The sequence below is a fragment of the Vibrio penaeicida genome (genome assembly GCF_030689305.1).
In the GTDB taxonomy this organism is placed as follows: domain Bacteria; phylum Pseudomonadota; class Gammaproteobacteria; order Enterobacterales; family Vibrionaceae; genus Vibrio; species Vibrio penaeicida_B.
Map to the genome: position 1 here is coordinate 56,421 of NZ_JAUYVM010000022.1, position 17,609 is coordinate 74,029.

Below are 17,609 nucleotides of genomic sequence, written 5' to 3' on the forward strand. Positions count from 1 at the left end.
GGCTTTTTTGAGACTAATTTCTAGGAGATGCAAATTATGCCATTTAACGCGAGTGGATACTTTCAGCGTCTATTCAGCTGGCGCGATGACCGTGATGCAGGTGTGAAAATTCTTGCTGAACGGATGGATCAGGAAATGGATGGGATCGTTGCCGGTATCAATGACATCGTGTCTGGCAATGTTGACTGGAAGGGGGCAATGACGGGTGTATTCGGTACCTCAGCGGCACCGGCTTATTCCTTCCAGGAAGACTCAGATACAGGCATATACCGCGAATCGACCAACACGTTGGGTTTCAGTATCGGTGGTGTCGCAGTTGCTGTATTGGAGGGAAACGGTTTAACGGTAAACGGATCGGTTGGTGCAACCAAGTTTAATGCGGGTGGTGCTGAGTACAGCACAACGGCCGGCGGTTGGTTCCTCAATAACTGGAACACGGATAAACAAAAAGGCATGGCTTTATTTGCTGATAACAATGAAATGTTTGTCAAGAATGTGACAGAAAACAATCCATCAGCAAACCCAGTTGCACCAAGTGTCCTGAAACTCTGGGATGGTGCAAACTGGAAAAAGGTACTGACCGAGGGGAGCGCGGATTTTGGCAGATATGGCAACACCCATCCCTTTACAGTGGGCGGTGACGCGAATACTTATTACCCAGTAAGAATTGATGGTCCGAGTAATTTTGATTTCGCTGATATTGGGATTAGTCGCCACTATAACTGGCCAGCGCCTAACTCATGGAATACATCAACGCACAAGGGCGGATTAACACTGAACTTTCGTTGGTCAGGTGACGGCAATTGGGGCGGTAATGATAAAACCATCCGTATAGTGCAGTTCGCAGAATCCTATACGTCAATGGTCGGCGGTATTCAACTTTCAACCGGCGGCGTTATTGTTTGGCTACGGGGCGGCGGTGCCAGATATAACCTAACGAGTTCAAACGGCAAGGTGACGAGAATTCAGATTTACGCAACCTCTGCAGGTTATACAGATTCAAGACCCACCAATTTTGTGCCAAGAACAGGCACACCGGATCAAATTAGAGCAAATAGACAAGCGGAAATCGATTCTTATTGGCCAGTTCGAGGCAACAGAAACGGCGTATTCGGTGACATGGTCGTCAAGAGAGATTCATCAAGTTCTAAGTTGTTGGACTTGAGAAATGCTACGTCTAATAGCTGGGCATACATTGCAATATCATCAGGGGTGAAAGACAAATACGCAGGTGATAAAACCGTGCATATCGGCTTTGCTGATCATGCCACAGCCGGACAACCCGCTAAGAGTTTGCATTTCAGAATGGGGGAGGGCAGTACAAATCATACCCGCCTTGCGGTCCATAAAGACGGTGTGAGTGTTCCTAATAAGTTGACGGCGGGTGATTTTGTTTGCGGCGGTAATATTGAGTTCAGGTCTAATCAGAGACAGCATATTACTTTTAGGAACACTCAAGGAATCGCTAAGGCATATATCTACAAAGACCACGATACAACGTTTTTAACGCATACTGCCGAATCAAGGTTTGAGCAGGATGTAAAGGTCGGAGGGGATTTAGATTGTGATCGAGTGCTATTGAAAGGCAAGGTCATGGTGACTGGCGCGGCAGGATTAGGCGCTCCAACAGGCGCTGCGGTTCCCCCCGCTGGAGGCTTATTTGTGAGGTGGTAACCATGGCAGCTGAGTTTTGGTTTAACGACAGTGGAACACAACGCAAGGCGAAAGAAGTCTATTTCAATGACAGTGGCACGCTGAGAAAAGCCAAGGAAATTTGGTACAACGATAATGGAAGCTTGAGAAAAGTTTTCTCAGCTGGCTTTAGTTTTAGACCCACATTTGTCGATGAAAGCAGTAACGTCAGACCCTGGGAGCAAGTATTTAAAGCCTATAATTCCACTCAGAGTGGAGGTAGTAACCAGTTGATTGTTGACAACCCGCTTGGTGATGCAAGAAGGCTAAGGTTGCGTTGGTTCAATGTTGTTGCATGGAAGACGAGTCCTAGTGCTTCCTACTATGACCGAGCGTCAAATATTCACATCATTTTTTCGACTATGAGTAGCACTGCTCAGGTAAAAGTTAATAATCATAGCGGTCTTGTTTTGACGGCAGGAGGAAGCGCGACAACCATGTTAAAATGGCGTGCTGACAATAATGGTTATGATTTGAGCTGGATAACGGACATCTATACGCGATCTGTAGAGGTGAAAAAATTTGTAGATATAATTATGACACCTCAAGAATTCTCAATCTCAGCAATTTAAAAGCTATCAAGCCCTCAATTTCGAATTTCTAAAAGATAGCCCTGAGTGAATCGCGAAAAGTGGACTACTGTATATTACCACCTTGTTACCACGTTGTTACCACCCTTGAGTGTTTTATAAAATGAAAAAGCCCGTAACTCATTGAGCTACGGGCTAAAATCATGGTCGGACTGAGAGGATTTGAACCTCCGACCCCTGACACCCCATGACAGTGCGCTACCAAGCTGCGCTACAGTCCGATAAAAACAATGTAATCGGTTTTCTTGTAATGAGTCAACGATTTTTAGCCTTTACCATGAACAAGTGCTTGATATTTATTCACCTGTCATTGCTCTGTGTAAAATCTTTTCTGCTCAGTTAAGCCCTGCATCAAGATAGAAAGCTTAGGGTTGTCGTCGCGTTTTCTGTTGTATTCAGAGTCGTACACTTTGTAGTTACCAAAACGGTCGACAACGGTTGTTTCCCCATCCGCAATCATTGCAACTTCACGTCGGTTACCAGCGATTATCCAGCTTCTTTCGTCAGTATCGAATAGGCTTCGCCCGCTGCTGTAGTCTGTCGGGTTTGAACTGACACCAAGGATTTGGTGCATCAACGTTGGCGATAAATCCAAATGACTGGTTTTATGTGTAAACTCTACCGCCTCTTTTCCTGGCCATTGAATGATCATAGGTACTTGAAGCTGGAATCGGCTGTAGTTAGTGCTAGAACCCCAAGAGCTACTCTTGGTTTCATTAAACTCGGTGCCGTGATTTGAAGTGACAATCACCACGGTATTATCGGTCAGTTCTAATTTTTCTAGCTGTTCAAACATTGATGCCAATAGTTGGTCTGCTTGCATCGTTGAACTCATATAGCCTTCTTTCAGCTGCGCCTCTAATTGGCTGCCTGGAAGGGTTGGATGAGCTGTTTCAAAGTTGGCTAAACTATTAAGTTCCACATAGCTAAACCACGGTTGGTTAGGTTTAGACTCTAGCCAAGTGGACCAATTAGAAATAGCTAGTTTGTCGTCAGTGGATTCCAAAGTTGTTAAGTCATCCGGCAGAATATCTTTGAAAATAATGTCTCGGTAAAGCTTGTCGGCAAAGTTGTCGCCACTAAACAAGCCAAAGTTGTAGTTTTTCTTTTCCAACAGCTGGATGAATAAAGGCGCATCTTGTTGCGCTTTTATGCTTTCGGCGTAGCTGCTTGGCAAGCCGTAGAACAATCCAAATACGCCGTACATGTCATTACTGGCGCTGTAATGGTTGGTGTAGTTCAAGTGCTGGCTCGCATAGGCGTTTAGCGTTGGCATGGTGTCAGCGGTAACGGCATCAGCTCTTAGGTTATCGACCATGACGATTAAGACATTTAAGTTTTTGCCTCGGCTTTCGTACACCAACGGCTCAATCGGGTACTGAACCAGTTTTACATCGCCAGAATAGCTATCAAGTCTGTCCAAATATTCTTCTTTATCCAGTAATCCGTGCTTTTCCATAAAGCTTTTTGCCGTCATTGGGTAAGAAAGCGGAAAGTTTGCGCGTTGGCTGGTAATTGGGTTGTAGAAGAATGCATCTGCCCAGATGTAGATTAGGTGACTTGCAATAAAACACACGAAGAAAACAGCAGCCAGCGGTTTACCAATGTGTTTGTGTGCAAGTTTACGTTTTTTGCGCCACACCCATTCAGACAGGGCTATTTGCATCAAAAAGATGACGGGCACGAAAATAAAGAATTGTTGCCATTCAGGGGTGAAATTACCTTCTTCACTCATCAATAAATCCATGACGACCGGATTCAAGTGAAGGTGAAGATTTTGATAAACCTGAGTATCAAGCAGTAAGACAGTAAGACCAGCGGTGGCAAAACACGCTGAGAGGAAACGGAACAATTTCCGCGATGGCACCAAAAAGGTGAGCGGAAACAGCACCAATATGTAGATAGCAAAAATCAAAAAAGCAAAATGCCCAAGCCAAGATACGGCTAAATAGACTTGCCCTAGCAGGGTGTCGGGCCATGGGGACTGAGTTATGTACCGAGTACCAATCAGCATTGCCGCAATGATATTGAAGAAGGCAAACCAATGCCCCCAACTCACAAGACGAGAAACGCGTTCACTGTATGTATTTTCGCTATCTACCATTTATATTTCAGTCTTATTGATTGAATTAGTGCGTTGCATCGCTATCGACGGATGAGATAAGTGCTTGAGCGAATTTTTCAGCAATTACCTTACGTTGTGAAGCAGGAACGTTTTGATTTAAGACATTCGTTGCGATATTTCCCGCGATCATCAATGAAAGCTCTGTATTTGCGCCGTTTTTGTCGAGCACGGCTGCAATCTCAGCCAAGATAGATTCAACTTGTTCGTCACTGTATTTAGATGTTATCGGCATATAGACTCTGATAATGATAGTAAAAGCGGCTTATGATAACCTACTCTCCCTCTCAACTGAAACTAGAACACGACAAAAATATTATGAGTCTGCATCTTTCAAACGTCATCCTTCATAAGCTGGTTAAAAATGAGCAAGAAGAATTGACTGTTAATTTTCGCCAAGAGTCACTTCCAAATGAAGGATCATCCGAAAACCTTGTTGCCGAATTGCATCGGGTTTTTAATAGCAAAGCAGGTAAAGGCTTTGGTACGTTTAAACCAGACAGCGATTTTAAAGCATGGTTGCAAGAACTTCGCCAAAATGAGAAGAGCTTTTACGATTTTTCTCAGATAAGTGCTATCCGGTTAAAAGAGGAATTGTCTAAGTACCCATTTGCGGATGAAGGCATTTTGGTTTTTGCTGAGTATCAATCACTTGCGACGGAATATTTGTTTGTGGGCTTGCTTCCGTCAAATGAAAGCTTGAAAGTGACAGAAGGGCTAGAAATCAGTGCAACAGACTATCTTGATATCAGCAAAATGGATATTGCGGCAAGAATCGACCTATCGACTTACGCGACCGACGAAGAATCGAACCGGTATCTTACGTTTATTAAGGGGAGAGTGGGGCGTAAAGTCTCGGATTTCTTCTTAGATTTCCTCCAAGCGGATGTCGGGCTTGATATAAAAGTGCAGAACCAAGTTCTCATGCAGGCTGTTGAAGATTTTTGCTCGGACTCAAAACTTGAAAAAGAAGAAGCCACTCAATATCGTAAGCAAGTCTTCGATTACTGTAATGAGCAGATTAAATCAGGTGATGAAGTCGAAATTCGTGAGCTGTCTGGCGAATTGCCAACAAGTAATGATGGGACCAGTTTCTTAGACTACACTCAAGAGCAAGGCTATGATCTTGAAGAGAGTTTTCCTGGTGACCGTTCTACCGTTCGGAAATTAACGAAGTTTGTTGGCGCTGGTGGTGGTGTTTCTATCAATTTTGACAGTTTGCTGCTAGGCGAGCGCATTTTTTACGATCCAGAAACAGACACGCTAACACTAAAAGGTACGCCGCCTAACTTGCGAGATCAGTTAACGCGTCGTTCATAGAACTCGAATAGGTAAGGTGGTTGTAGAGCCACCTTATTTAATTAACTCACGTACAATAAAGAGCTATTTTATGGATGAAAGTAGCAAAAAAAACATTAAGTTCCTTATCTTTGCTGTCTTGTTGATTTGGGGCGTTATTTCTACTGTATTTTATGTTCAGTTTAGCCAGTTGCGTCAGGAAGCAGAATCTGTAGATTTATTGTCTAGCCAGATAGAAGAATTCCGCTATACCCTCTCTTTCCCCGATCCTATTCGAGCTCAGCATATTGAGCAGATGTCTCTTAGCCTTGAACTGGTTAAATCCGTCGCTGTTCAGATAGAGTCCGGCACAAACGCAGGATTCTGGAGCCCAGAAACGGCGCAATTGGTCTATCTGACCGATCGATTTGTAGAGCGGGCTGAAAACTATTTGAATGTTGCAATGGACATTCGTGGGCTTTCGGATCAAATCCTCAAGGCGAAAAGTAGTGAAGGTGTACCCGATGGGCTAGTCACTCTTTACAATGAGCTTGGTGCTTATATGTTTAGCTCATTTTATGCGGATACCAACCTTAACCCTCCCAATTTTATGACGCTTGAATCGATAATGCTTCGGTCTGAGCAATTTGATGCTTCGTATAAAAGACAGATTCAAACTTTGCTATCTCAATCCTCGATTATTTTGGCTGAGCACGCGCAGCTTAGCTATGTGACAGAAGAGATCATCAAGCATTCGATAGTACGAGAAATAGATGAGGTTAAGTTTGGTTTTAAGGAGTCTGAGAAAAGGATTTTTACGCTTACCCTTCTCTTGGGTGGGGTGTTGATTTTTGCTCTCTCTTGGTTTGTGTATAGTGGGGTATCTCGACCTGCTCTATTAAGGACAGTAAGTACAAAATCCGAGGGAGATGAACTAGGCAGTCAATCTAAAAACACCTCTATAGCTCAAGAGGCGAGTACATCGAATTATACTGTAACTAACGAAATGGATGGTGCTCCACTTGTCAGAAGTGAGAGCCTTCAAAATTCTGATTTTCAAAGCACGCGCTCCCAAAAAACAGGCTCTCATGAGCCATTCGTTTTGCCGGATGAAAGCAAGGGCTCGACGAGTACGAATGATCCTGTCAACGTGTCAAATACGGCTCTTCCGAGTGGTTTTGACCCAGAGACGATGCTTGAAACCTTTGATCAGGATGAAGAGTCTGTTTTGATGGTCCTCAATGTATTTTTGCAAGACCATGGCGATGATGTGAACAAGCTAAAAGATGCACTGAAAAAAGAAAAAGATCAGGCACATCGTATCGCGCATAGCTTAAAAGGCGTTGCAGGTAATTTAGGTGCTACCAGCCTTAGAGACATTTGCGCCGAAATAGAGAATATTTTGAAAGAGGGCGCTTTTCCGTCGGAGCAATCAATATTAGAGCTTGAGCGATGTTTGAAGCTTACTGTAGACGATGTTGAATCTTACTTGGGCGCAGTGAATACCGCTTAGATTATTGATAGAAAAAGACACCATGGAATTTCCATGGTGTTTTTGTTTTTAACCCCGTTTCGCAAATCTCCGCACCTGCTACTTCTTTAATTCTGACGAAGTAAACAATTCCAAAAGTCGTCAATTTCCTCTGTATCGTGGCTTTTTTGTGTATTTAGGGTGAAAAGGCTTGTTTTCATGTCTCAAAAATCTTATAGATGGGGGAGTTTGTTTGAAAAGAGACATGGAGTGTAAACAATGAGAGTAGGTCTTGTAGGCTGGCGTGGTATGGTCGGTTCGGTTCTGATGCAGAGAATGGTCGAAGAAAAAGACTTTGATGTCATCGAGCCAGTTTTTTACAGCACCTCACAGGTTGGTATTCCAGCCCCAAACTTTGGTAAAGAGGCTGGTGTTCTTCAAGATGCATTTGATATTGAAAGCTTGAAACAGCTTGATGCCGTTATTACTTGCCAGGGTGGCAGCTATACAGAGAAAGTATACCCAGCCTTGCGTCAGGCGGGTTGGAAAGGTTACTGGATAGATGCAGCGTCTACGCTGCGTATGGCTGAAGACTCCATTATTACACTTGATCCCGTTAACCTAGCGCAAATTCAGCAAGGTATTCATGGCGGTACAAACACATTTGTTGGCGGTAACTGTACGGTTAGCTTGATGCTTATGGCATTAGGTGGGCTATACGAAAAAGGCCACATTGAGTGGATGAGTGCAATGACTTATCAAGCGGCTTCTGGCGCTGGTGCGAAAAACATGCGAGAGCTTATCTCTCAAATGGGTGTGATTAATGATTCAGTTAGCACGGAATTAGCTAACCCAGCGAGCTCTATTCTCGATATCGACAAAAAAGTAGCAGAAACACTGCGTGCCTCTTCTTTCCCAACAGACCAATTTGGCGTACCTCTTGCGGGTTCTTTGATTCCTTGGATTGACGTTAAACGCGAAAACGGCCAGAGCAAAGAAGAGTGGAAAGCTGGCGTAGAGGCAAATAAGATCTTGGGTTCTCAAAGCTCACCAATCCCTGTTGATGGCACATGTGTTCGTATTGGTGCAATGCGTTGCCACGCTCAAGCATTAACGATTAAGCTGAAGCAGAACATCCCATTGGATGAGATCGAAGAGATGATCGCAACCCATAATGACTGGGTGAAAGTGGTTCCAAACGATCGTGATATCACCGCGCAAGAATTAACACCGGCTAAAGTAACTGGCACATTATCTGTCCCTGTTGGTCGTTTACGTAAAATGTCGATGGGAGACGATTTCCTTAACGCATTTACCGTAGGTGATCAGCTACTTTGGGGTGCTGCGGAGCCGTTACGTAGAACACTAAGAATTATTTTGTCTGAAAAGTAATATTTTCAATGACATAGATTCCTTTGAAAGCGCTTCTAATCCAGAAGCGCTTTTTTTTGATTTCAATTTGACTTAATCCCTTTCCATTTTTTCTACATTCTCAGGTTCGCTCTGTCCTAATTATTTCCTAGCGTTTACGTACTTCTGACTGGCAATTTTTAACATCCAACTATACTCAAGTTATAAAGTACGGGTTGTGAGCTGAAGGAAAGGCAATGCTTAGGCTGAATTATGGGTTTTCAATGTTTGAAGGACTAATGGGAATGACGGTGTTCTCGTTAATGGCAGTCACCGCTGCACCTAAGTTTTTCAGTATGCAGAAAGAGTACAATCAAGCGCTCATTGAGGGGTTAGCCAGTAAGGTTACGCATGCTGCGGAAGTGGCTAACTTACAAGCTATTGAGGAAGGCGTGGAACAAGATGAATTCGGTATGCTGCAAGGGTTTGGGCAACTGCAGTTTGGTTACCCAAGCGTGAGAATCGGTGGCTTAGCGAATTTTGTTGATATAAATATGGGATACCGTCATACCGACAAAACTTGGGTTTGGGTCGCGCATCATGCGGTTCACACCAATCGAAAAGATTCATGGCTGCTGACACGTTCCGAATGGGTTGAACACCCAAGCCGAAACGGTATCTTAGAAACGCAGTGCTACATCAGGTATACCGCACCGATGTATGTGGGCGACCGATTTATCGTCGAAAGCGTTACTCGCGGTTGCTGACTTTATTTTTCTTTGGCTCATTCACTTCAACGGGTACAACTCTCGCGTCTGGTGACGCTAATTCTCCTCCACAATGCTTACAGTAAAGCGCATCCGATTCGTGCCCATTGCTCGAACAGTTAGGGCATTTAACGAGGTTTCGATGTGCATTCATCTCATGATTCAACTCAGCCGTTATGATCCCCGTAGGCACTGCCAAAATAGAATAACCCAGTAACATGGTGAGTGATGCAATGGCCTTACCGATAGGGGTTTGAGGGACCAGATCTCCATAGCCAACTGTCGTAATGGTTACGATGGCCCAGTAAATACTTTGCGGAATACTTGTAAAACCGTTATGTGGTCCTTCGATTACAAAGATAAGCGAGCCAAAGATGGTGACCAAAATGGCGACGGTGCTGAAAAAAATCAGTATTTTTCGGCGCGACATCAACAGTGAACGTAGCAGGAGATTGGAATCTTGAAGATAGCGAACCAACTTTAAAATTCTGAAAATACGCATTACACGGAGTAAGCGAATGACAGCAATAAAAGAGGCAGAAGGGAAAAGGAGCACAAAGTAAGTGGGCAATATGGCTAGCAGGTCGATGACACCATAAAAGCTTTTGGCGTACGCGCTGGGTTTTGGTGAGCAATACAGCCTGAGCAGGTATTCGACTGTGAACAATGCTGTAAAGACATACTCTGCATAAAGCAGCCTTGTGGACCATACGCTCTCTGCTGGTAGCGTTGAGTCTATAACTAAAACAGTCAACGATGCCAAAATAGCGATGATAAGCGCTATGTCGAAAATTCTACCTGCAGTGGTATGAGTGCCAAAAATAATGACGTAAAGGTGATGTTTTAGAGCGTGTTTTGGCATGTTGAATAAATATTTGAAATTCTTGCCCGTATTTTAACCGAATTCGAGTAGATAAAAAGCCCAAGTACAATGCAAAAAATGGTGTGTAACCGTTAACGTATTGGGCATATAGGCTAAATATGCGTTCTAAGACTACAACGTTCAACTCGCCAGACGGGTTTTCTCTCATATCTTCGGTTAGAAAAAACGCGTTTGGATGTGGCATAAAAGCCACCTTAAAAGTCACCTAAAAGGTAGGGGAATTATCTTCTGTAGGTGAAGTGTATTCTAACGATTTACTCTGTTCGGAAGTGTATTCGTTACTCGTTGCCAGCATGGGGTGATGAATGTGTTACAGGCTGTGAAATAAGTGGAAATGAAAGATGTTTTGTACGAATATGAAAAGTTATTAAAAAACACGTTGTGTTCATCTGTCTGAAAAGGTTGCATGGTTGAGTAACCAGTTGCAGCTCAAGTGTGGAATTGGAGTGTTTTGTTCTAGAAATGAACAAAAATGAAATTTTCTTACAGAGTACTGTTGTTTTTTTGTATTTAATTATTTGTTTGATTCATTTTTGAGCACATTATTATTTGCTCAAATATACTTAATTATCAATCACTTATTTTAAATTTCCTTTTTCATGTACCCAGTAAGTAGTATTTAATTTTTCATAACTGATCTGAGTCAATTTTTTTCATACCCTGAAATATTATACTCAGTCCTGAAAGCAATTTACTAAGACTGTGGTTCGATAAGCGATTGACGAAACGTTGAAAACTTAAGGCAGCAACCTTAATAAAAAGTTTTTAATATTTTTCTATTTTAGGAGATTCATTATGCCTGTAACTAATCTGGCTGAACTTGATGCAATGGTCGCACGTGTTAAAGCGGCTCAAGCAGAATTTGCTACTTTCTCTCAAGAGCAAGTAGACAAAATTTTCCGCGCAGCATCTCTAGCCGCTAACCAAGCTCGTATTCCTCTAGCACAGCAAGCGGTAGAAGAGTCTGGTATGGGTATTGTTGAAGATAAGGTTATCAAAAACCACTTTGCTTCTGAGTACATCTACAATAAGTATAAAGATGAAAAAACATGTGGTGTTCTAGACGAAGACGAGAGCCTTGGTACAATGACCATCGCAGAGCCTGTCGGCATCATCTGCGGTATCGTGCCAACAACTAACCCAACTTCTACGGCTATCTTCAAATCTCTTATTTCTTTGAAGACGCGCAATGCGATTATTTTCTCGCCACACCCTCGTGCAAAGAACTCTACAAATGATGCTGCGAAGCTTGTTCTAGATGCGGCAGTCGCTGCAGGCGCGCCAAAAGACATCATTGGTTGGATCGACCAGCCTTCTGTTGAGCTTTCTAATGCGCTGATGAAGCATGATGACATTGCACTTATCCTTGCGACTGGTGGTCCAGGCATGGTTAAAGCGGCATACTCTTCTGGTAAACCAGCCATCGGTGTTGGCGCAGGTAACGTTCCTGTCGTCATCGACGAAACTGCAGACATCAAGCGTGCAGTCGCTTCTATCCTGATGTCTAAGACTTTCGATAACGGTGTTGTATGTGCTTCAGAGCAGGCAGCTATCGTAGTAGACGAAGTATACGACGAAGTGAAAGAGCGTTTTGCTTCTCACAAAGCTTACGTTCTAAGCAAAGACGAAGCAGCGAAAGTACGTAAAGTTCTTCTAATCGAAGGTAACCTAAACGCAAAAATCGTAGGGCAGCCAGCGCCAGCTATCGCTGAAATGGCAGGTGTCACAGTACCAGCAGACACGAAAGTACTTGTTGGTGAAGGTTTGGGTAAAGTTTCATACGACGATGAGTTCGCTCACGAGAAATTGTCTCCAACTCTTGGTTTATTCCGCGCTGATGACTTCGAAGACGCGGTGGCTCAAGCGGTAACAATGGTTGAGATTGGCGGTATCGGTCACACATCTGGTTTGTACACTGACCAAGACAAGAACGCAGACCGTGTTCGTTACTTCGGCGACAAACTGAAAACAGCTCGTATTCTAATCAATATCCCAACGACTCACGGTGGTATTGGTGACCTGTACAACTTCAACGTTGCACCTTCACTAACATTGGGTTGTGGTTCTTGGGGTGGTAACTCAATCTCTGAGAACGTAGGTCCTAAGCACCTAATTAACAAGAAAACTGTAGCTAAGCGAGCTGAGAACATGTTGTGGCATAAACTACCTAAGTCTATCTACTTCCGTCGCGGTAGCCTTCCAGTAGCACTTGGCGACCTTGAAGGTAAGAAGCGTGCATTCATCGTAACAGACCGTTTCCTTTTCAATAACGGTTACGCAGATGAAACCATCAGCATCCTGAAAGCGAACGGTATGGAAGTTCAAACGTTCTTTGATGTAGAAGCGGATCCAGTATTGTCTGCTGTACAAAAAGGTGCCGATTCAATGAAGAGCTTCCAGCCTGATGTTATCATCGCGCTTGGTGGTGGTTCACCAATGGATGCTGCGAAAATCATGTGGGTAATGTACGAGCACCCAGAAACAGCATTTGAAGACCTTGCAATGCGCTTTATGGATATCCGTAAACGTATCTACAAGTTCCCTAAAATGGGTAAGAAAGCGGAAATGGTCTGTATCCCAACCACTTCAGGTACAGGTTCAGAAGTAACTCCATTTGCGGTTGTTACCGACGACAAAACTGGCGCGAAATACCCACTAGCCGACTACGAACTAACGCCTCAAATGGCTATCATTGATGCTAACCTAGTAATGAACATGCCTAAGTCTCTTTGTGCATTTGGTGGTTACGATGCAGTAACTCACGCACTTGAAGCTTATGTATCAGTTCTTGCGAACGAATATTCAGATGGCCAAGCTCTACAAGCGCTTAAGATGCTAAAAGAGTACCTACCATCTAGCTATGCGAACGGTTCTAACGACCCGATTGCTCGTGAGAAAGTTCACAATGCTGCAACTATCGCTGGTGTTGCGTTTGCCAATGCATTCCTAGGTGTTTGTCACTCAATGGCGCATAAGATTGGTGCTGAGTTCCATCTTGCTCACGGTATGACTAACGCAATGTTGATTGATAACGTTGTACGTTACAACGCAAACGACAACCCAACTAAGCAGACTGCATTCTCTCAGTACGACCGCCCACAAGCGCGCCGTCGTTACGCTGAAGTTGCAGACCACCTAGACCTAACTCAACCAGGTGACCGCACTGCTCAGAAGATCGAGCGTCTTCTAGGTTGGTTGGACGAGCTTAAAGATAACTTGGACATTCCTAAGTCTATCCAAGCTGCAGGTGTGAACGAAGCTGATTTCCTAGCGAAGATTGATGAACTAGCGGTAGACGCGTTCGATGACCAATGTACTGGTGCGAACCCACGTTACCCTCTAATTTCTGAGCTGAAAGAAGTGATGTTGTCTGCATACTACGGTAAGCCATACATTGAAGGTGAAACTTTCGAAGGTACAACTGTAATTAAGAAAAAAGCAGACCAAGTTGCTGCAAAGCCAGCAGCGAAAGCAGCGGCGAAAGCAACAAAGAAAGTAAAAGCTGAAGCATAAGCAAGATGCTTAAAAAAGGTTTTCGCTAGCACTCGATAACCTTTCGGGAAAAAACAAAGCTCCACCATTTGGTGGAGCTTTTTCTGTATCGTTCCTGATAAAAAGTCGTGAATAAGTTGTGTGTTTATCTAACCTGAGCTCAGGTTTTCTATGCTTCTGAAGCCATTACGCGACCATTAAAATAGTCATTTGAGACTATGTATTCAGTGTTTCTAATCATTTCATCCTGCACGTATGCCCAATCACCATTGGCACTGTCCTTAGTGCGAAATTGTGTGGGTATGACACCACCCACACGGATGTTAAACGGGTCGAGCTCTTTCGCCCATGTTTGAGTAAATCCAACAATCATCGCAGAAACATTCTCGTGCCCTTCCGGCAGATTGTGTTGCTGGTGAGAAGTTAAATTTACAATAACCCCCGATTTTTTATGCATGCGCATCCTCAGAGCACTGGCTTTCCCGTAACCATACAGGGACGAAGCCAATGACGACAATTTGTGGGTGAACTCCTCTCCTTGTTCACTACCAAATAGTCTTGGAAGCGGCATGCTGGGCCAATTATTAATCAGCACATCAACGCCATTTGGAAACCGCTCGTCAATGTAATTAAACAAAGACTGAATACTCTCGGAAGAGTGGTCTGGAAGCGGGTAATAGTAAATACTGTCAGACAAAGTGCGGCAGCGTTTTACGGTTTCTAAAAGCGCTATCGAATCTGTGTCAGCGACAACAACGCGAGCCCCTAAAGAGGTAAAATGCACTGCTAATGTACTGCCTAGCCCTGAACCTGCAGAAGTGATTAAAACCACTGAGTTTCGTATATCCATTGGGATACCTCACTCTAGTTAAAGTATTGTTATTATTTGGTTCTTTAAGTTATTCACACTGAACTCTGGATAAGTCGTTATTAAGCGCGGAGTAACGTGTGAATAACTATCATGGGTAAAATATTGAGCGCATGATGTGAATAACATCATAGTTTTCTGATGAAAGGGTTTTGGGGTGATTCTTTATGATTTGAGTCTCGCTAGAAATGCTTGCGATCTGAAAAATGTCTCATAAATGAGATTGCATCTTGGCTTAGATTAAGCCGACATCTTAAGTTTGTGTAATAGGCTTGCTTCAGACATTTGCTTGTAGATTTCCTGAGGAACGACGTTGGTGGCCGTTGTTTCAGCAAGTTTGCGGCGTTCGTGGCCTGAGAGGTTGTGATAAACCTCTTCAGGTAGATCATGAGTGCCTTGAGGTAAGTAGGCTAGAGCATCAGGGGAAAGTCCGTGAGCGAGTCTTGCGCTAGCGATACCCGATTTATGAAATAAATTTGCCTGCAGTGCAGAACGTTCATAGGATTCTTCATTAGAACGAAGTGCCTGAGGTTCCGCTAAGTCAAACTGTTGTCTCAATCTATCATCGCTGATTTCTTGAGTCTCAACGGCTTCAACGGGGGTATTGTCTCGAACATCGTTTGAAAACATGGATACAAGTAAAGCAAAGTCGGCGCGTCGCCCAGTGTTGACTGCCTGGCTGATGCCAGAGCCTACATTGAGTTCGCTAATGATAGCCGCTTTGTCTAATGTATGAATGTTCATGACGCTCCTCGCTCGATGTTCTTTTAGCGGCAGGAGAATCGTTAACTTTAGGAAATTTTGAGTTTTTTTCGACTTAGTAAAATAGGCGACCAAATGGTCGCCTATTTCTGATCTAAGAGAGTATTTCGCAAGTTACTTGGTATCTTTAGTTCTCACTCTTTTTGTAAATCACAGAATGATGATCTTTTACAAACTTATTCACTTGCTCAACATAACTGGCGGATGATGAGTATTTCCTACTGTCGTTAGACGCGACGATATTCACCAACACCAGATGACAAACCGCAATCAAGAAGAACAACTTAAAGCGCTCTGGTTTGCTTTCTAAAAACTGCTTAACACCGTATAGAATAGGGATGATGGCAAAAGGGTAGGCGAGCATTAAGTGCCAATAGTTGAATGTGATAGGGGCCAATGCAGCACATATCAGAATCGCAACAAAGACACCAAAAGCATAAAGTGGTAGCCAATCTTCTTTAGTCGCGACGCCTTCAGATTTTCGAATCATAGGCTTCACGTGTTTCCAGAAACGCCAGCTATAGCGAGCAGACACGACAACGGTAAATGCACCCACTCCAAATACCCAAGCTTTCCAGATGTAGACTAACGCTAATCGAGCAAACTCTATTGTCGTGATCCATTCAAATGTACTATTTGCGATGGCCTTGTTAGAGAACATCATGGATCCATAGCGAATCCAATAAAGCACAGATTTTAATACAGGATATACATGGGTTAATCCGTAGCCGATATAGCGGTCGCTTTCCTGAACAATTTGATCGTTGTTCATCATCTCGATGAAATATGGAATCAATGAAGCCCCTGTCACCAAAATCCCACAAATAACGCCTATCCAAGAAACTTTCCCTAAGCCACGATACAGCAAATAAAACGAGACAAATGCTAACAACGGCCATGAGAAATGAAGTTGCATTGCCATACCGATGGAAAGCACATGCAAGAAGCTGTACCCAAAAGATACTCCCTCACGCATTTTGAAAGCTGTCCAAAAATGAAGTGCGGCAAAAAACAGAAGGTAAGAAGGGTTATAGAGGACGTTGTCGTATTGCATCCATGGGCTAAACCAAACGAGCAATACAAAAACCAATCGTACGGGCTTAGAGAAATAATGTTTAAGAACGGCATCCAAGATAAAAACAGAAGCAATACGGATGGCGATCAAAAAGGCCATTGGAGCCCAAGGAGAATCCCATAAAAGAAGAGGACCACCCACAACCAATGCTGAGAGATAACCAGGTACATTGCCTACCGTGCTGCCATAGTTGCCAAACGGAAGCCAATTACCGGCGTAAGCGCCCATATAGCCTTTTAGAAGCATTTGGTCTTGGTCGCCATCTAGCAGTTGGTTTCCCGAGTAATAAATGGAAAAGAGAGTACCAGCAGCCAAAATAAGAAAGAACAGAATTTGAAAGTGCTTTTCTAAATAAGCGTCAAATTTCACAGTGTGCCTTTGAAGGATTAGGAGATATGGTGAATATCCTACCTTTTTACATGTTTACATCAAGTTACAAATCGCACTGAGTGAGTAAAGAGTACAAAAAAACCCACGCAACAAGCGTGGGTTCGAATTTTTCAGTAATACAATCTTACTTTGCTAGGTTTTCTGCTACGAAATCCCAGTTAACCAACGCCCAGAATGCACCCATGTAATCAGGACGAACATTACGGAAATCGATGTAGTAAGCGTGTTCCCACAGATCAACAGTCAGAAGAGGAGTAATACCTTCTTCTGTAAGTGGTGTCGCTGCGTTTGAAGTGTTAACGATGTCCAAAGAACCATCAGACTTTTTCACAAGCCAAGTCCAAGAAGAACCAAAGTTATTGATTGCAGAATCAGTGAACTTTGCTTTGAACTCTTCGAAAGATCCGAATGATGCGTTGATAGCGTCAGCTACTGCACCAGTAGGTTCGCCACCAGCATTTGGTGCTAGGCAGTGCCAGTAAAACGTGTGGTTCCAGATCTGTGCTGCATTGTTGAAAATACCGCCCGTTGAAGATTTGATGATTTCTTCAAGAGATTTGTTTTCAAATTCAGTACCAGGTACTAGACCGTTCAGCTTTACCACATATGTGTTGTGGTGTTTGCCGTGGTGAAAATCTAAAGTTTCCGCAGAAATATGTGGTTCTAGCGCATCTTTAGCGTAAGGAAGAGCTGGTAGTTCAAATGCCATTGCTCGATTCTCCATTGTATGTGAAAGAGTGCTACCTCTTTCGGATTGCTTCCAGTGTGTATTTTATTATTAAGTCTTTTTGACTTTTATATGAGCCAATACTGTCTGTATCCAAGAAAACTCAAGATACTAAGTTCAGCGCAAATTTTTGATTTAGTTT

14 protein-coding genes and 1 tRNA gene are annotated in these 17,609 nt (G+C 43.4%); 7 read left to right on the forward strand and 8 right to left on the reverse strand.

The window, feature by feature from the left end; all coding sequences use genetic code 11:
• Nucleotides 1–36: 36 nt before the first annotated feature.
• Together Q8W40_RS24560 and Q8W40_RS24565 are read left to right on the forward strand one after the other, a co-directional pair.
• Nucleotides 37–1,674, forward strand: a complete 1,638-nt coding sequence (locus tag Q8W40_RS24560) for a hypothetical protein (RefSeq protein ID WP_305401022.1) — start codon at nt 37–39, stop codon at nt 1,672–1,674.
• Between the two features lie 2 nt (nt 1,675–1,676).
• Nucleotides 1,677–2,264: a hypothetical protein gene (locus Q8W40_RS24565; RefSeq protein WP_305401024.1), complete on the forward strand. Its 588-nt coding sequence runs from the start codon at nt 1,677–1,679 to the stop codon at nt 2,262–2,264.
• A gap of 162 nt (nt 2,265–2,426) precedes the next feature.
• Here Q8W40_RS24565 and Q8W40_RS24570 read toward each other — a convergent pair.
• From Q8W40_RS24570 to Q8W40_RS24580, 3 genes are all read right to left on the reverse strand, one after another.
• A tRNA-Pro gene (locus Q8W40_RS24570) sits at nt 2,427–2,503 on the reverse strand.
• Between the two features lie 86 nt (nt 2,504–2,589).
• Nucleotides 2,590–4,386 carry a DUF3413 domain-containing protein gene (locus tag Q8W40_RS24575; protein WP_305401025.1) on the reverse strand — a complete coding sequence of 599 codons (1,797 nt, stop codon included), beginning with the start codon at nt 4,384–4,386 and terminating at the stop codon, nt 2,590–2,592.
• A gap of 25 nt (nt 4,387–4,411) precedes the next feature.
• Complete coding sequence (locus Q8W40_RS24580) at nt 4,412–4,639, reverse strand: YejL family protein (RefSeq protein ID WP_101112594.1); 228 nt, start codon at nt 4,637–4,639, stop codon at nt 4,412–4,414.
• An 83-nt stretch (nt 4,640–4,722) separates the two neighbouring features.
• Here Q8W40_RS24580 and yejK point away from each other — a divergent pair, with 83 nt between their 5' ends.
• From yejK to Q8W40_RS24600, 4 genes are all read left to right on the forward strand, one after another.
• The gene (gene yejK, locus Q8W40_RS24585) at nt 4,723–5,724 is read left to right on the forward strand and encodes a nucleoid-associated protein YejK (protein WP_305401026.1); all 1,002 of its coding nucleotides are present in this window, start codon (nt 4,723–4,725) and stop codon (nt 5,722–5,724) included.
• 70 nt (nt 5,725–5,794) lie between these two features.
• Complete coding sequence (locus Q8W40_RS24590) at nt 5,795–7,195, forward strand: Hpt domain-containing protein (protein ID WP_305401027.1); 1,401 nt, start codon at nt 5,795–5,797, stop codon at nt 7,193–7,195.
• 237 nt (nt 7,196–7,432) lie between these two features.
• A complete protein-coding gene (asd, locus tag Q8W40_RS24595) occupies nt 7,433–8,545 on the forward strand; it encodes an aspartate-semialdehyde dehydrogenase (RefSeq protein WP_305401028.1) in 1,113 nt (370 codons plus the stop codon).
• Between the two features lie 215 nt (nt 8,546–8,760).
• Nucleotides 8,761–9,270 carry a hypothetical protein gene (locus Q8W40_RS24600; protein ID WP_305401030.1) on the forward strand — a complete coding sequence of 170 codons (510 nt, stop codon included), beginning with the start codon at nt 8,761–8,763 and terminating at the stop codon, nt 9,268–9,270.
• Here Q8W40_RS24600 and Q8W40_RS24605 read toward each other — a convergent pair.
• Nucleotides 9,254–10,132, reverse strand: coding sequence for an ion transporter (locus Q8W40_RS24605; protein WP_305401031.1), 879 nt, complete (start codon nt 10,130–10,132; stop codon nt 9,254–9,256). The two genes, Q8W40_RS24600 and Q8W40_RS24605, sit on opposite strands and share 17 nt — an antisense overlap.
• Nucleotides 10,133–10,948: 816 nt before the next feature.
• Here Q8W40_RS24605 and adhE point away from each other — a divergent pair.
• A complete protein-coding gene (adhE, locus tag Q8W40_RS24610; protein ID WP_305401033.1) occupies nt 10,949–13,666 on the forward strand; it encodes a bifunctional acetaldehyde-CoA/alcohol dehydrogenase in 2,718 nt (905 codons plus the stop codon).
• A 148-nt stretch (nt 13,667–13,814) separates the two neighbouring features.
• Here the strand turns inward: adhE and Q8W40_RS24615 are convergent, their stop codons facing one another.
• The 4 genes from Q8W40_RS24615 to sodB form a co-directional block, all read right to left on the reverse strand.
• The gene (locus Q8W40_RS24615) at nt 13,815–14,495 is read right to left on the reverse strand and encodes an SDR family oxidoreductase (RefSeq protein WP_101112588.1); all 681 of its coding nucleotides are present in this window, start codon (nt 14,493–14,495) and stop codon (nt 13,815–13,817) included.
• A 258-nt stretch (nt 14,496–14,753) separates the two neighbouring features.
• Nucleotides 14,754–15,257 (reverse strand): VC2046/SO_2500 family protein, encoded by a 504-nt coding sequence (locus Q8W40_RS24620; RefSeq protein WP_305401036.1) that lies wholly within the window; start codon nt 15,255–15,257, stop codon nt 14,754–14,756.
• A gap of 145 nt (nt 15,258–15,402) precedes the next feature.
• The gene (locus Q8W40_RS24625; RefSeq protein ID WP_305401038.1) at nt 15,403–16,719 is read right to left on the reverse strand and encodes a 3-deoxy-D-manno-octulosonic acid transferase; all 1,317 of its coding nucleotides are present in this window, start codon (nt 16,717–16,719) and stop codon (nt 15,403–15,405) included.
• A gap of 145 nt (nt 16,720–16,864) precedes the next feature.
• Nucleotides 16,865–17,449 carry a superoxide dismutase [Fe] gene (gene sodB, locus Q8W40_RS24630; protein WP_101112586.1) on the reverse strand — a complete coding sequence of 195 codons (585 nt, stop codon included), beginning with the start codon at nt 17,447–17,449 and terminating at the stop codon, nt 16,865–16,867.
• Nucleotides 17,450–17,609 lie beyond the last annotated feature (160 nt).

Coding starts and splice junctions, on each gene's coding strand:
- Q8W40_RS24560 (WP_305401022.1), top strand. CDS start 37: ATGCCATTTAACGCGAGTGGATACTTTCAGCGTCTATTCAGCTGGCGC.
- Q8W40_RS24565 (WP_305401024.1), top strand. CDS start 1,677: ATGGCAGCTGAGTTTTGGTTTAACGACAGTGGAACACAACGCAAGGCG.
- Q8W40_RS24575 (WP_305401025.1), bottom strand. CDS start 4,386: ATGGTAGATAGCGAAAATACATACAGTGAACGCGTTTCTCGTCTTGTG.
- Q8W40_RS24580 (WP_101112594.1), bottom strand. CDS start 4,639: ATGCCGATAACATCTAAATACAGTGACGAACAAGTTGAATCTATCTTG.
- yejK (WP_305401026.1), top strand. CDS start 4,723: ATGAGTCTGCATCTTTCAAACGTCATCCTTCATAAGCTGGTTAAAAAT.
- Q8W40_RS24590 (WP_305401027.1), top strand. CDS start 5,795: ATGGATGAAAGTAGCAAAAAAAACATTAAGTTCCTTATCTTTGCTGTC.
- asd (WP_305401028.1), top strand. CDS start 7,433: ATGAGAGTAGGTCTTGTAGGCTGGCGTGGTATGGTCGGTTCGGTTCTG.
- Q8W40_RS24600 (WP_305401030.1), top strand. CDS start 8,761: ATGCTTAGGCTGAATTATGGGTTTTCAATGTTTGAAGGACTAATGGGA.
- Q8W40_RS24605 (WP_305401031.1), bottom strand. CDS start 10,132: ATGCCAAAACACGCTCTAAAACATCACCTTTACGTCATTATTTTTGGC.
- adhE (WP_305401033.1), top strand. CDS start 10,949: ATGCCTGTAACTAATCTGGCTGAACTTGATGCAATGGTCGCACGTGTT.
- Q8W40_RS24615 (WP_101112588.1), bottom strand. CDS start 14,495: ATGGATATACGAAACTCAGTGGTTTTAATCACTTCTGCAGGTTCAGGG.
- Q8W40_RS24620 (WP_305401036.1), bottom strand. CDS start 15,257: ATGAACATTCATACATTAGACAAAGCGGCTATCATTAGCGAACTCAAT.
- sodB (WP_101112586.1), bottom strand. CDS start 17,449: ATGGCATTTGAACTACCAGCTCTTCCTTACGCTAAAGATGCGCTAGAA.